This is a genomic window from Termitidicoccus mucosus, assembly GCF_038725785.1.
GTDB lineage: Bacteria > Verrucomicrobiota > Verrucomicrobiia > Opitutales > Opitutaceae > Termitidicoccus > Termitidicoccus mucosus.
Map to the genome: position 1 here is coordinate 4,836,180 of NZ_CP109796.1, position 13,046 is coordinate 4,849,225.

The 13,046-nt window shown below is 62.9% G+C and carries 8 protein-coding genes; 3 read left to right on the forward strand and 5 right to left on the reverse strand.

Translation table 11 applies throughout. The features are described from left to right. Window positions 1-28: 28 nt before the first annotated feature. The 3 genes from OH491_RS16900 to OH491_RS16910 all read right to left on the reverse strand — a co-directional run bounded on the left by OH491_RS16900 (window position 29) and on the right by OH491_RS16910 (window position 5,871). Window positions 29-1,192: a glycosyltransferase family 9 protein gene (locus OH491_RS16900; protein WP_084442189.1), complete on the reverse strand. Its 1,164-nt coding sequence runs from the start codon at window positions 1,190-1,192 to the stop codon at window positions 29-31. Between the two features lie 371 nt (window positions 1,193-1,563). Further along, entirely contained in the window at window positions 1,564-2,703 is a 1,140-nt protein-coding gene (locus OH491_RS16905; protein WP_068770413.1) for an alpha/beta hydrolase, read from the reverse strand. Between the two features lie 204 nt (window positions 2,704-2,907). Further along, a complete protein-coding gene (locus tag OH491_RS16910) occupies window positions 2,908-5,871 on the reverse strand; it encodes a hypothetical protein (protein ID WP_068770412.1) in 2,964 nt (987 codons plus the stop codon). A gap of 418 nt (window positions 5,872-6,289) precedes the next feature. On the opposite strand from OH491_RS16910, the gene OH491_RS16915 reads away from it, so the two are divergent. After that, window positions 6,290-7,633, forward strand: a complete 1,344-nt coding sequence (locus tag OH491_RS16915) for a thymidine phosphorylase (protein WP_068770411.1) — start codon at window positions 6,290-6,292, stop codon at window positions 7,631-7,633. Between the two features lie 326 nt (window positions 7,634-7,959). Here OH491_RS16915 and OH491_RS16920 read toward each other — a convergent pair whose 3' ends face one another. Together OH491_RS16920 and OH491_RS16925 are read right to left on the reverse strand one after the other, a co-directional pair. After that, complete coding sequence (locus tag OH491_RS16920) at window positions 7,960-9,033, reverse strand: inorganic phosphate transporter (protein ID WP_068770410.1); 1,074 nt, start codon at window positions 9,031-9,033, stop codon at window positions 7,960-7,962. Between the two features lie 29 nt (window positions 9,034-9,062). Continuing rightward, window positions 9,063-9,701, reverse strand: coding sequence for a DUF47 domain-containing protein (locus tag OH491_RS16925; protein WP_068770409.1), 639 nt, complete (start codon window positions 9,699-9,701; stop codon window positions 9,063-9,065). Window positions 9,702-10,220: 519 nt separating this feature from the next. Between OH491_RS16925 and OH491_RS16930 the strand changes: the two genes are divergently transcribed. Both OH491_RS16930 and OH491_RS16935 read left to right on the forward strand, forming a co-directional pair. Next, on the forward strand, window positions 10,221-11,336 hold the full coding sequence (locus OH491_RS16930; protein WP_068770408.1) for a type IV pilus twitching motility protein PilT: 1,116 nt from the start codon (window positions 10,221-10,223) through the stop codon (window positions 11,334-11,336). 71 nt (window positions 11,337-11,407) lie between these two features. Then, window positions 11,408-13,024 carry a secretin N-terminal domain-containing protein gene (locus OH491_RS16935; protein ID WP_068770407.1) on the forward strand — a complete coding sequence of 539 codons (1,617 nt, stop codon included), beginning with the start codon at window positions 11,408-11,410 and terminating at the stop codon, window positions 13,022-13,024. The last annotated feature ends 22 nt before the right edge of the window (window positions 13,025-13,046 follow it).

Genomic DNA, 13,046 nt, shown 5'->3' on the forward strand with positions numbered 1-13,046 from the left:
AATGCAGGTTGGCTGGCTTGAACATTTGTCACTCCGCAAGGGCTGGCGGGAATCCCCTCATCGCGTCCAGAACGCGCCCGGGCGGGATTTCTTTTATCCAGTCGCGCCGTTTGGAGACGGTGACGATTTTGCTGTTTGCTGCATCGAGCGGGTGCCATTCGGGGTTTTTCTTGCGCATCAAAGCCACGGCGGAAACACGGACGGCGTTCGCCAGGTGCATGGTGGCGGTTTCCACGGAAATGATCAGCGCGCACCGGCGCAAAACCGCCGGGAGCTGGAAAAAATTGTCATTCGCGCTGAACACATGAACCCGTTTCTGTCCGCCGGCTTTGACAAGCGCCAGGGTTTCCGGGATTTTGTCCGGCAGGGCATTTACCAGAAAGACCGCGTCGCGCCATTCGGGTTGTTGCCGCATGGCTTTTATCAATTCGACGACATGCGCCATCGGCCAGCAGCGCCTGGGTGTTTTGGCCGATGGATTGACAAACACAAGGGGGTTTCCTGCCGCGCCAAGGGTGTCTATGTAACCGGTCGCCCAGCGCGTCCATTCATCCGGAATGTCCACGAACGGGAGGCGTTCCCTCAAGGTGAGGCCAAAGCCGAACAGAGACTGAAACCAGCAGGAGAAAATTTCGCTGACATGACCAATGCCGCGAATTTCGGACGGAAGCGCGATATCCAGTTTTTTATATGAAAAATCATGAACAAGGCCGCGAAGTCCGCCAGCAAAGCGCCTGATGCCGGCAACAAAGCTGTCCGGGCCGATTTTGCGGGCAAGCGCGGCGTAGCGATGGGGACGCACCAACGCGAGGGAGATGATAATAGGGTAGTTTTCCCGGCGCGCCGATGTGATGGACTCCGCGCGCAAATCGGGGCGATAGGTTTGGCTGTAGATTTTTTGGATGAACGGGCAGGCGGCCAGCCAGTCGTATAATATGTATTTTCTCAATCCCTCCCACTTGGCCGCGTTTTTTGTGCACCGCAGTTCGTCCACCCACAGGTGGATTTGCAAATGGGGAAAGCGCCCGGCAAGCGCCTTGAAAAAATTCTGGAGATACGCGTAGTCCCCGATCGCCAGGTGCGTGATGAAAAGGATTTTTCCCGGCCTGTCGCGCAGGTGAGCGGGAACAAATGGAGCGGCAGGCGCGACGCGCCACACCCCTTCCAAGCATGATGGAAGCGAGACGTGCATAAACGGCAATGGGCTCGCGCCTGCCTTTGCCGTTGTCTGCGGGAGTTCCCTTGCGAGGATCGCCCTGGGTGCCTGAAACAAAAAAAGAGGGACGCATTTACTTGCGCCCCACAACAGGCACCTAGGAGAGCCTCACAAGAGGACGCTTTCAATGCGCCCCAATATAGGGGCGCATTTCAGCGATGTCTCTTGTGCCACGAAATTTCCTAGGTTTCGTTGTGAACAGCAGCCGAAGCTACGCGAAAAAGTATGAATGCTAAAGTTTGGTGACCGGGTGACTGGAATAGGGTTGGTGTCGAAAGAAAAACACAAGCTGCAAGAGGGAGGGGAGTGTGTCAAATGGCCTTTGTTCGTTCGGAGAAATAGTGCCATTACTCGCGGAAGAGCAGCGGGATAAAGGCGGCGAGATTGGGGCGCCAGACGCGGAAGGTGTGGCCGAGCGGGCCGACAGTGAAGGTGTGCTTCACTTCCTTCTTCGCGAGCCAGGCGGAGAGCTGCCGGTTGTTTTCCAGCAGGAAATCCTCCTCGCCGCAGGCGATCCAGAGCAGCGCCGGGCGCGGGGCGGCGGCATCGCCGAGCCCGGGCCAGGCGGTGTCGAAATCCTCCGGCAGGCCGCCGGAGCTGAACGCGCCGATCCAGCCGAAAAGCTCCGGATGGCTCAGGCCGATGTCGAGGCTCTCGGCGCCGCCCATCGAAAGCCCGGCGATGGCGCGGTGCCCGCGGCGCGGCGACACGCGGTAGGCGGACTCGACTCGCGGCAGCACCTCGCGGGTGAGAATGTCGCGAAAGGCGCGGACGTTGCGCGTCCAAAGGCCGCCCTCGCGCATGCGCGCCCAGCCGGCGGTCACGACCTCCAGGGTGCCGTAGCCGAGCGGCATGACGACGATCATCGGGCGGGCGCGTTTTTGCGCGATGAGGTTGTCGAGGATGATGTGGGCGCGGCCGGTCGCGGTCCAGGAGCCGGCGTCGTCGCTGTATCCGTGGAGTAAATACAGAACAGGATAAGTGGCGTCCGCCGCCGGATCGTAGCCGGGCGGGGTGTAAACGACAAAATCAAGCTCGTCGCCGGAGACGCCGGATCGAAACGAATGCCGGTGGAGCACGCCGCGCGGGACGGCGGGATCGTGGCGGTCCCACGGGAGCGCGTCGCCGGGCGCGCCGGGGATGTGGACTTCGCTGGCGCTGGCGAGGAGGTTGTATTTGAGGAGCGGATTGGCGGGATCGGTCATGCGCACGCCGTCCACGAGGAAGGTGTAGCTGTAGATGTCGGGCGCGAGCGGCGCGGTGGTGAGGGACCACAGGCCGGCGTCGTCTTTCACGAGCGGGGCGGGGCCGGCCAAGCCCTCGCAACGCACCACGACCGTGGCGGCGTCGGGCGCGCGCAGGCGGAACGTCACCGTGCGGTCGGCGTGGACTTCGGGCGAGACGGCAGGCGGCGGCTGGGAAAAGACAGAGGCGGTGACGGTCATGGCAAAAAGGGCGGAGACGATGGGAGGAAGGTATTTTTTCATGGCGGGGCGGGGTGGCGTGGTGTTTGTTGTCGGCGTTGTTTGTTTTTTGATTGAGCCGCGCAGGAGGCGAAGGGTGCGAAGAATGATCGGGCCAGCCGTGAAAACACAAGGGACGCCAAAAGCGAGTCGTTCTGTTTTTCTTTTTTCGTGTTCTTGCGGTTGTTGCAGGGATTCCTTTCTTCGCGGTCTTCGTGCCCTTCGCGGTTAATTCATGGGTCCGGTTTTGTCCGGTCGCAGGCGTTCCGTGATGGTTTCGGCGACTTGCTCGGGGATGGATTTCCAATCGGCGGGGCGCAGGCCGGGCGCCCCGGCATCGGTGAGAGGCCGATCGGCAAAGAGTTCGTGGCGGAGGCGCCAGAGCAAAATGTGCTCCATGTTGTAGGCGACGTTTTCGGTGCCGCCGGGGAAGACGGTTTTCCACGCGGCGTCGAAGGAGTCGCGGTCGCCGCGCAGGCGGGCGACCACGCAGGCGCGCGCGCCGGTCGCGCCGCCCGCCTCGCCGCCGCCGAAGAGGATGATGCGTTCGCCGGTGGTGAGCCGGGCGGCGCGCGAAAAGACCCAGAGGTATTCGATGGAGAAGGGGTTTTCGGCGGCGAAGGCGCGAAGCGCGGCCAGCCCCTGCGGCGTGCCGAGCGCGCGCCAGGTGGAAAGCAGGCCGGGCATCATTTTTCCCCAGAATACGTTTTGCGGATCGGCCCGCGCGATGGAGGTCTGCATCTCCTCAAGCTCGTCGAGGCGGCCGAGCGCGAGCGCGGGATAGAGGCGCGGGTGGTAGCACGAGAATCCCAGGGCGTTTTCACGGACGAGCACCGCGGTCATGCCGTCCTCGTCGAGGTCGAGCATGGCGGGAAGCAGGCGGTAAACACCGGCGGCCATGCCGTTTTGCGGGCGCTCCATCAAGTCGATGGCCTGGTCGTGGAAGCGCGCGACCGCGCCGGGGGCGTTGGCTTCGAGGTAGCTTTTCAGGGTGAAGAGCAGGTAATCGTCGCCGGGTGTTTCCCAAAAGGCGCGTTCGGCGGATTGGGCGCGTTCGAGCGGCGGGAGGGTTTGCCAGGCGTGGATGCGCGTGGTCGGCGGGAGCGCGCCGGGGGCGAGCCGCGAGGCGAGCAGCGCGCGGAGGGCGTCGAGGTCGGGCAGGCGGCGGAAGTTGGCCGCGTTGCCGGGGTTGGAGAGCACGGCGAGAAGACGGTGGTCGTTGAGCGGACCGCCTTCGTCGTGCGAGCGGCGCACGAGACGGGAGAGCGCGAGGGCGTCGGTGCTGCTGGCGGCGAGCCCCAGGAGCGCCCACGCGGACTGCCCGCGCAAGAGCCAGCCGCGCATCGCCATGTAGCCGCAGCGCGGCGGGCTGTAGGCGGCGCCGGCGGGCAGGGCGACGCCGAACACCGGCCCGGGCGCAAAAAACATCGGGGCGCCCGCGGCCTCGATGCGCTGGAGCCGGTCGAGGTGGTCAATCGCGGGCAGCGAGGCGTCCCAGTTGTTTTGCTGGAAAAACACGGCCAGTTGCGGGAGGGCGGCGGCGACGGCGGCCTTGAAATTCGCCGCGAGCTGGGGCGAGGGATAACAGTTGGCCAGAAAGTCGTGGCGGGCGGCGAGCTGCACGCCGGTGTTTTCCCAGCCGAAGTTGAGCAGGTCGCGCGTGGTCACGGACGCGGCGGGCGCGAGCGGGCCCGCGCCTTCGCGGTAGGCGAGGCCGATGAGATTCGCGAGCGAGGGAAATCCGGCCAGGGCGCCGTCGGGATAGACGGCGGTGTCGCGTTCGGACTCGACGCGGGCGGCGGCGACCGCGTCGGCCAGCACGGAATCGCCGGCGGCGGGGGAGGGGAGAACCGCGTTTTCTGTCGTATTCGAATTTTCGATACGGTCGTCGAGCGTGCGCAGCCAGTCGCGGCGGGCGGCTTGCATCCAGCGGGCGATGACGGGCTCGTGCGGGCGGCTGCGGGCCTCGGCGACGAGCGGCGCGTAGTCGTGCTCGGATTGCAGCTCGAAATGGGAGACGAGCGGGAGGCAGGCGACCATGTTGCGCGCGCTGCCTTCCGCGACCGCGCCGGCGGCGAGCAGCGCGGCCGACCAGGCGGGCGCGTCGTGGCGCGCGGCTTCCAGATAAAACTCGCCCGGCTCGCGGGGCTTGAGAGCGAGGCGCAGCCGTTCGCGTTCGTCGGCGGCGGCAATGGCGTCGGCGTTGGCGGCGGCGACGGCGGCGGCGAACTGCTGTGGCGTCGGCGATTTCGGCGGTTCGTTCAGATAAGGGTGAAGGTTGGGATTTTTGCGCGGCTTGGGCGCGAGACGCCGGGAATCGGCGATGTGAATTTTGTCCGGCTGGCGCGGCGTGAGCACGAACTGCCACCAGCCGCGGGCTTGGGCCTCGGCGGTGGTGGCGAAGGCGTCAGGGGGGCTTCCGGCGAGGTGCCACATTTTCATCGCCTGCGCCTGCCGCCTCGCGAGCCAGAGGACGACCGCCCAGCGGCGCCAGGATGCCGCGAATGGTTTGCCGGCGGCGGGGGCCGCGTCCGCCGCGTGTTCCGCGAGCGCGAGCCAAGCCGCGCCGCGCGCCGCGAGCGTCGAGTCCAGCGTGAGCATGGAGGCTTGGCCGGGCACGGCGCAGGCGAGGAGCTGGCCGGCCATGCGCGCGGCGGCGGCGGTGTCGCGGAGATCAGTGACGGCGGACTCGTCGGCGATCACGGCGCGCACGGTCGCCATGCGCGAGATCCCCATTTGCCCGAGCCCGTCCCAAAATGCCTCGTCGAGCGTTTGCGCGGCGTTCGGGGCGCGCGCGGCGGCATCCGCATCCGCATCGAAACCCGTCCAGCGGTGCGCGAGCAGTTGCGCGACGGTTTCGCGGTAAAATCCGGCGCCGTCCGCGAGTGTCGGGGCCGCGTAGAAAAGCGGAATCTCCCGCCACAGCGCGCCTTGCGCGTCGAGCCAGCGCAGCATCCACACGCACGCGCCGCTTTCGTCGCAGCGCACTTCGTAACGCACCTCCGCGATGCCCGCGCCCGCAAGGTTCTCGCGCCAGGCCAGCACGCGCGCCAGCTCGACCACAAACACACGCTGCACGGGGTCGTGGTAGTTGACCTCCGGCGCATACGACTGGGCGCGTGCGACCGCCGCCGCAAGAAACGGCGCGGCAGCAAGAACCAGACGCGTGAAAACACAGACGGCGATGCGCATGCGAGCCGCGATGTATTGCGCATCCCGGCGACCGCCACAAGCCTGCAGCATCGACCGGCGCGCAAGGAAGCGGGCATGGATGTGGCAACCTCATGACCCGTCAGGCGGCGAACACATGCGAGGATGCAAATCCCATGGGAGTTTTTGCATAAACCTTACCGATCCGCCCAAGATTCCCACTATCTGCAGGTGAAGGGCCTCATGTCAATTCGCAAGCAAGCGGGTTGTATGTTTTAAGTATTTGATTATGATTTAGATAATATTAAAAATAATGGAATACCAAAAATATTCTTCCTTGTTAAATTGGCATTAGATCCATTGAAGTGGGTAATTTTGGCTCGACATTTTTCTATAGTCTGACTGGCTCTTACGCTTCCTGCCCGCCGGACGGCGCAGGCTTCTTTTTTCTCTAACCAATATGACAAAACGCACGCTTCCTCCCAGGAGATTCATTAAACCGACTTTCGAGTTCCTCATTGAAAAGAAACGCGACGGCGGCGAGTTCAACCAAGACGAAATACGCTACATCATCGACAGCACGCTGGACGGGGACATGCCCCAGCACCAGCTCGCCGCCCTGGCCATGGCGATTTATTTCCAAGGCATGTCGGCGCAGGAAACCGCCGAGCTGACCGAGGAAATGATGCTTTCCGGCGAAGTCATTGACCTCTCGCACATCGCGAAACCGAAGATCGACAAGTATTCCACCGGCGGGGTGGGCGACAAAACCTCCCTCGTCCTCGTGCCCCTCGCGATGGCCAGCGGGGTGGTCGTGCCCATGATGTCGGGCATCGAGCACGACTACGTCATCAACACCCTGACCAAGCTCGGCTCCATCCCCGGTTTCAAGGGCAACCTCACCAACGACCAGTTCGCGGCCCAGCTGGGCAAGATCGGCGGCGCCATCGTCGCGCAGACGCCCGATCTCGCGCCCGTCGAGGCCAAGTTCCACGCGTTGCGCAAGGAAACCGGCACCATCCCGAGCCTTCCGCTCATCACCGGCAGCGTCCTTTCCAAGAAACTCGCCGAGGGCTCCGAAGGGCTCGTCATCGACGTGAAGTGGGGCAACGGTTCCTTCATCAAGGACCTGGAGCAGGCCAAGCAACTCGCCCGCTCCATGACCCGCGTCGGCCGCTCGATGAAACGCCGCTGCGTCGCGCTCGTCACCGACATGAACCAGCCGCTCGGCGACACCGTCGGCACCGCGCTCGAAGTGAAGGAAGCCATCGAGCTTCTCAAAGGCAACGGCCCCGAGGACATCAAGGACCTCGTGCTCAAGCTCGGCATGGAAATCGTGCGCCTGGCCGGCGTCGCCGGCTCCACGCTTTCCGCCAAGCAGACCATCCAGCGCCATCTCACCGACGGCAGCGCGCTCGAGAAACTCAAGGACCTCGTCAAGGCGCAGGGCGGTGATCCCTCCTTCATCGACAGCCCGGACAAGTTTCCGCAGGCCAAGCATGTCCGCAAGCTCCCGGCGCCCAAGCGCGGTTACGTGCACACCATCAACGCGGCGATGGTCGCCCACGGCGTGCACCTGCTCGGCGCGGGCAAGAACGGCGCCAATGACAAGATCGACTACTCGGTCGGCGTGTCCGAGATCAAGAAGGTCGGCACGCAGGTGAAGCAGGGCGAGCCGCTCATGATGATCCACTACAACGACGAGGCTCGTCTGGAGCAGGCGCTGGAGTATTTCAAGAACGCCTACCGTCTCGCGCCCAAGCGTCCGACCCCGCCCCCGCTGGTGGTCGAGCGCGTGGCCTGAGCCGCGAAGAATTGCGCATGCAAAAAGCCGTCCGTTTTGCCGGGCGGCTTTTTTGTCGGTCGATCAGCTTGATGCCACGCGGATGGCGGACGGGCAGGAAGGGTCGCGTCCTCATCGCCGCCCCTGTCAAAGGTCAAAAGACGCCGCGCAGCCGCGCGAGCGACTGGGAGCGCCGGCATCCTGCCGGCTTTGGCGGCGCGAAGCGCCGTTCGCACAGGCTGGACGCCCGTGCCACTCGATCCGGCGATGCAGAGCATCGTCTGCCGGCAGGATGCCGGCGCTCCCAGTCGCTCGCGCGCAGCACTGGGTTCGAATGGAAAAGAGTATCACACACCGAAAAGCTGGAGGGCGATGCGCATCAGGCCGTAGCCGAGCAGGCCGGTGACGGGCAGCGTGAGCACCCAGGCCCACACGATGCGCCCGACGAGGCCCCATTTCACCGCGCTGAAGCGTTTCACGGAGCCCACGCCCATGATCGAGGTCGAGATGACGTGGGTCGTGGAAAGCGGGATGCCGACGTGCGAGGCGGTCTGGATGACGATGGCCGCGGTGGTCTCGGCGGCGAAACCGTGGATGGGCTGGAGTTTCACCATCTTGTGGCCCATCGTCTTGATGATGCGCCAGCCGCCCGCCGCCGTGCCCGCCGCCATGGTGAGCGCGCAGGTGATGATGACCCAGCGATGCACTTCCATGTCCGTGGTGCGGAGGAACCCGAGCCAGCCCGGGATGCCGTCAAACGCGCCCGATTGCGTGCCGGTGAAAAGCGCGAGCGTGACGATGCCCATGGTTTTCTGGGCGTCGTTTGAGCCGTGGCTGAACCCCATCCACGCGGCGCTGGCCAGCTGCAGCTTGCCGAAGATGACATTGATAAATCGCGGACGCACCCGGCGCAGGAAGAGATAGAGCAGCCACATGATGATTGCCGCGATGGTGAATCCGATGAAAGGCGAGATGAACATGGGCGCCACGACCTTGGGCCAGAGGCCGACGGCCACGCCGGTTTTCGCGTCGTGCAGCGACCAGTGCAGCACGTGCCAGTTGCCGCGCGCCGAGGCCAGCGCCGCCCCGCAGAGCCCGCCGATGAGGGCGTGGCTGGAACTCGACGGCAGGCCGAGCCACCAGGTGAAAATGTTCCAGACGATGGCCGCCAGCAGCGCGCACAGCACGGTGGGCATGCTGATGACGGACGTGTCCACGAGCCCGGCGCCGATGGTCTTGGCCACGCTGGTGCCGACGATGAGCGCGCCGGCGAGGTTGGTGACGGCCGCCATGAGCACGGCCTGGCGGGGCGTGAGCACCTTGGTCGAGACGACGGTGGCGATGGAGTTGGCGGTGTCGTGGAAGCCGTTGATATACTCGAACACGAGCGCGGCGAGGAGCACGAGCAGGAAAAATGTCATGGGAACGGGGTTTGGACCGCGCGCGCGGCTCAGGAATACTTGAGCACGATTTGGAACACGACATTGCCGGCGTCGCGGCAGCGGTCGATGGACTTTTCGAGCATCTCGAAAAATTCCTGCATGATGACGGTCTCCTTGGCGTCGTAGTTGCCCTGGTAGAGATCCTTGATCATGCCGAGCAGGTGCTTGTCGCCCTCGCCCTCGAGGAACTGGAGGCGGTTGTTGTCCTCGGCGATTTTTTCCATGTCGGAGCCGTGGCGGAGCTGCTTGACCATGCCGACGACACACTCGGCGGCCTTGCTGAGGTAGTCGGATTGCTGGAGCAGTCCCTCGAGCGGAAGGCGTCCGGGGTAGATGGAGAGGCGCGAGACCAGTTTTTCGACGGTCTTGGGGATGCGGTAGAGCACGCTGGAGAGCGCCTCGATGTCCTCGCGTTCGATGGGGGTCACGAACGTGCGGCAGAGCTCCTCGGTGATGCGGGCGGTGATTTTTTTGTCCTTGCGGCGGTTGTGCGCGAAATCGTCGAGGTCGCCCGCGCTGCGATAGGAACTGAGTCGTTGGAGATAGCTGGCGAGAAGTCTGGTGCTGGTGAGGGCTTCCTCGGCGCTGGCCTCCAACAGATCGTAGAACTTCTGGTCCTTGCCGAAGAGTTTTTTGAACGAGATCATGGAAATGAAATGCCGGGTCAGGTTGCGGGATTGGCGAAACGGGGGGAAGGGAAATTTTTCGAAATTTGTAACAGAAGCGTTGCAAAACCGTCACCCTGCCCGCGTGGGCTTGTTTTTAACGCCTTCTTGGCGCAAGCCTTTCCAGACTCGTCGCTGTTCAAAACCTGCCGCTGCCTGACGGACGCCAGGACCCGTGAATAATCAAAAATAAATCATCACGGCCCAAGGGTAATTGCGCGCAGAATGCGAGACAGACGCGTGGCAGACAACAGGCATGACAGCCAACCAAATGAGTGCTGACGGGGCGTTTTTTAAGGATTTCCACGTGTCCTTGAACGGCCGCAAACGGGACGAAGGGTGTTTTTCTGGAAGTTTTTGATTAAAAATTACAATTCGAGCTGTAATATAAAATATTTATAATCAATAAATTGAATTTCAAATTTAAAATATTCACATATTTTTTCCTAAAATGCTTGCGCCGGACGTTTAGAAAGAGCAATGAATTTACAATAATCGATAATGGATACATTGGAACAAGTCGTTGAATATGGTCTCGGACGTCATGCGTCCGACGTTCACGTGTGTCTGGATGAGGCCGTCGCATTGCGCGTCGATGGGGATATCGTCAAATTTCCCGAGGCCAGGACCCCCAAGGCGTTTTTCGACAACCTGCTCAGCCGGCTCCAGCCCGCCCAGCGGACGGCGTTTGTGGAGCAGGCGCACGCGGCTGATTTCGCGATGAATTGCGCGGGGCAGGACATGCGCTGCCATCTTTTCCATGCCGGCGGGAAACCCGTGCTGGCGATCCGTTTCATGCGCAGCCGCATCCCGACCATGGATGACGTGATGCTGCCGGCGGCCTTCCAAAAGGTCATCAAGGAAGGACGTCCCACGGGGCTGATTCTGGTGACGGGCTACACCGGGTCCGGCAAATCGACCACGCTCGCCGCGGCGATCGACTGGCTGAATCAAAACAGTGACCTGCACATTGTCACCTTGGAGCATCCGGTGGAGTATCGTTACAAGTCCGTGCGCAGCGTCATCCGCCAGCGCGAGGTGGGGCGCGACGTGGTGAGTTTCGGCGCCGGCATGGTGGACGCGATGCGCGAGGACCCCGATGTGATCCTGATCGGCGAGCTCCGCGACGCCGAGACGGTCAAGGCCGCGGTCTCCGCCGCCGAGACGGGGCACTTGGTTTTCGGCACGCTGCACACCCGCACTGCGGCGAGCACGATCAGCCGCATCCTCGATGTCATTCCCGCCGACGAGCGCGACCAAGTGCGCACGATGGTGGCCTCGTCCCTGTTGATGGTGATCGGGCAGCGCCTTATCGCCCGGGTGGGCGGCGGGCGCGTGGCCGCATTTGAATTGTTGCTAAATTGCCCCGCGGTGGCCGGTGCGATTCGGGAGAACAAGCCCGGCCAGATCGCCAATGAGATCGCCGTCAAAAAAGACATGGGCATGATAGATTTCGATACATGTTTGGTTGATTACGTTCGTAAAAAACTTGTAACTCCTGAAACAGCCATCTCCACCTCCGACAAGCCCGATGAGATCCGGAAGCGCCTCGGCCTGAGCCTGCGGCCCGCGCTGGGTGGCGCGGCGAAGCCTACCATGTCGGGAGGGCTCCGGTGAAAAGACCAATTCAAACCAAGATGAACTTACTCCGTTGCCAGAATCTCCGTCGTCGCGCCGCCATTGTGATCATGGCTCTCTCTCTCTGCCCGGTCCTTCATGCCGTCGCGCAGCAGCAGCCGGCTCCGGTGCCCATCGAGGAGGCGTTGCTTCGCCAAGTGCCATATTTCAGTCAGGACAGCCAGCCTCTGGCGAAAGTGTTGCAGGCGCTCGGTCGCACCAACGGCATCAGCATCATGTGCGAGAAAGCCGTCGAGGGAGAGGTGAATGTGGAGTTTCACAACATCACCCTCCGCGGCATTCTCGACGCACTTTGCGTGCAGGAGGGTTATTACTGGGACATCGAGGACGGCGGCTACGTTATGGTGCGCCGCTTCAAGACCTTCATTTATCAAGTCGAGTATCCGACGCTGGAGCGCAAGGGGTCGTCAAAATCCAATATCAATCTCGGGCAGACAAACTTTGATGCTTCCGCTGGAGGAAGCGGGGGCAGCGGAGGCAGCGGCGGCGGCGGCCGAGGAGGCGGCAGCGGCGGCGGCGGGGGAGAGGAAGACAGCGCAAGCGTTTCCCTTGAGATGACCACGGAAAACCAGTTCTGGGATAAAATTCAGCAGGAGCTCGACGCGGTGAAGGGCAAGGACGAGCGCGTCGTGTTCGATCGCTTTGCCGGCACCATCATGGTCACCGGCTCGCGCCATACCCACGAGCATATCGCAAATTTCCTGAGCAATATCAACGGGCGCATCGCCCAGCAGGTGGAGATCGTCGGAAAAATCATCGAGGTGCAGCTCAACGACCAGGAAAAGCTCGGCATCGACTGGCAGCTTGCCGCCTCGTCGGTCGGAGATCTGATGATCGGAGGTCCTGTCGCGGGCTTGTATGAGGCGGGCAAGCTGAAAGGCTCCACCAACCTCACGAGCAGCGTCCTAGGCGGATTTCAGTTCGATGGGGATTCCTTTACCGGCTCGATTGGCATCGGCAAGCTGGACGCGCTCATTCAGGCGCTGTCCCAGCAGGGCACGCTCAACGCCATCACCTCGCCCCGGCTGGTCACGCTGAACAACCAGACGGCCTACATCAAGGACACCAACGATGTGCCGTATTTCCAGCGCCAGTCATCCTCCCAGATGTCCGGCGGAATTAACAATACCGCGATGACCAGCGAGACCTACAACGTCTCCACCATTTCCATCGGCACCACGGTGGCGATCACACCGCACATCGCGGACAACGGCGACATTACGCTCGATATCACGCCGGCGATCACCCGGCTCGACAAGGAGATCACGGCGCCGGACAATTATTCCAAGGCTCCCGCGCTTTTCGTGAAGATGACCTCCACGATCATCCGCCTGCGCTCTGGGGAGACCGCCATCATCGGCGGGTTGATCACCGAGGAAGAGGCCGACACCACCCGGTCGGTTCCCGGCCTCGGCAAGATTCCGTTTTTGGGCCGGCTTTTCCGCACAGAGGCCAAATACAAGGCCAAGAGCGAACTGGTCATCATGCTCACGCCGCGCATTCTCCAGCCGGGCGCCAGTTTGTCGGCCTCCGACCAGCGGGCCGCCGCCGCGCTGAGCCGCGGGGTCCGCGCCCACACCGGGAGCGGCATGAGCGTCGTTCCCGCGCCCTCGCCTGCGGTGTCTTCCACCGGTCGCACCGTCGAGGCCATCTCCCTGCTGGACTGATTCATTCTTCCATCAGGCCTCC

Excerpts from the sequence above, each read along its gene's own strand:
- OH491_RS16900 (WP_084442189.1), bottom strand. The coding sequence starts at position 1,192 with ATGCACGTCTCGCTTCCATCATGCTTGGAAGGGGTGTGGCGCGTCGCG.
- OH491_RS16905 (WP_068770413.1), bottom strand. The coding sequence starts at position 2,703 with ATGAAAAAATACCTTCCTCCCATCGTCTCCGCCCTTTTTGCCATGACC.
- OH491_RS16910 (WP_068770412.1), bottom strand. The coding sequence starts at position 5,871 with ATGCGCATCGCCGTCTGTGTTTTCACGCGTCTGGTTCTTGCTGCCGCG.
- OH491_RS16915 (WP_068770411.1), top strand. The coding sequence starts at position 6,290 with ATGACAAAACGCACGCTTCCTCCCAGGAGATTCATTAAACCGACTTTC.
- OH491_RS16920 (WP_068770410.1), bottom strand. The coding sequence starts at position 9,033 with ATGACATTTTTCCTGCTCGTGCTCCTCGCCGCGCTCGTGTTCGAGTAT.
- OH491_RS16925 (WP_068770409.1), bottom strand. The coding sequence starts at position 9,701 with ATGATCTCGTTCAAAAAACTCTTCGGCAAGGACCAGAAGTTCTACGAT.
- OH491_RS16930 (WP_068770408.1), top strand. The coding sequence starts at position 10,221 with ATGGATACATTGGAACAAGTCGTTGAATATGGTCTCGGACGTCATGCG.
- OH491_RS16935 (WP_068770407.1), top strand. The coding sequence starts at position 11,408 with ATGGCTCTCTCTCTCTGCCCGGTCCTTCATGCCGTCGCGCAGCAGCAG.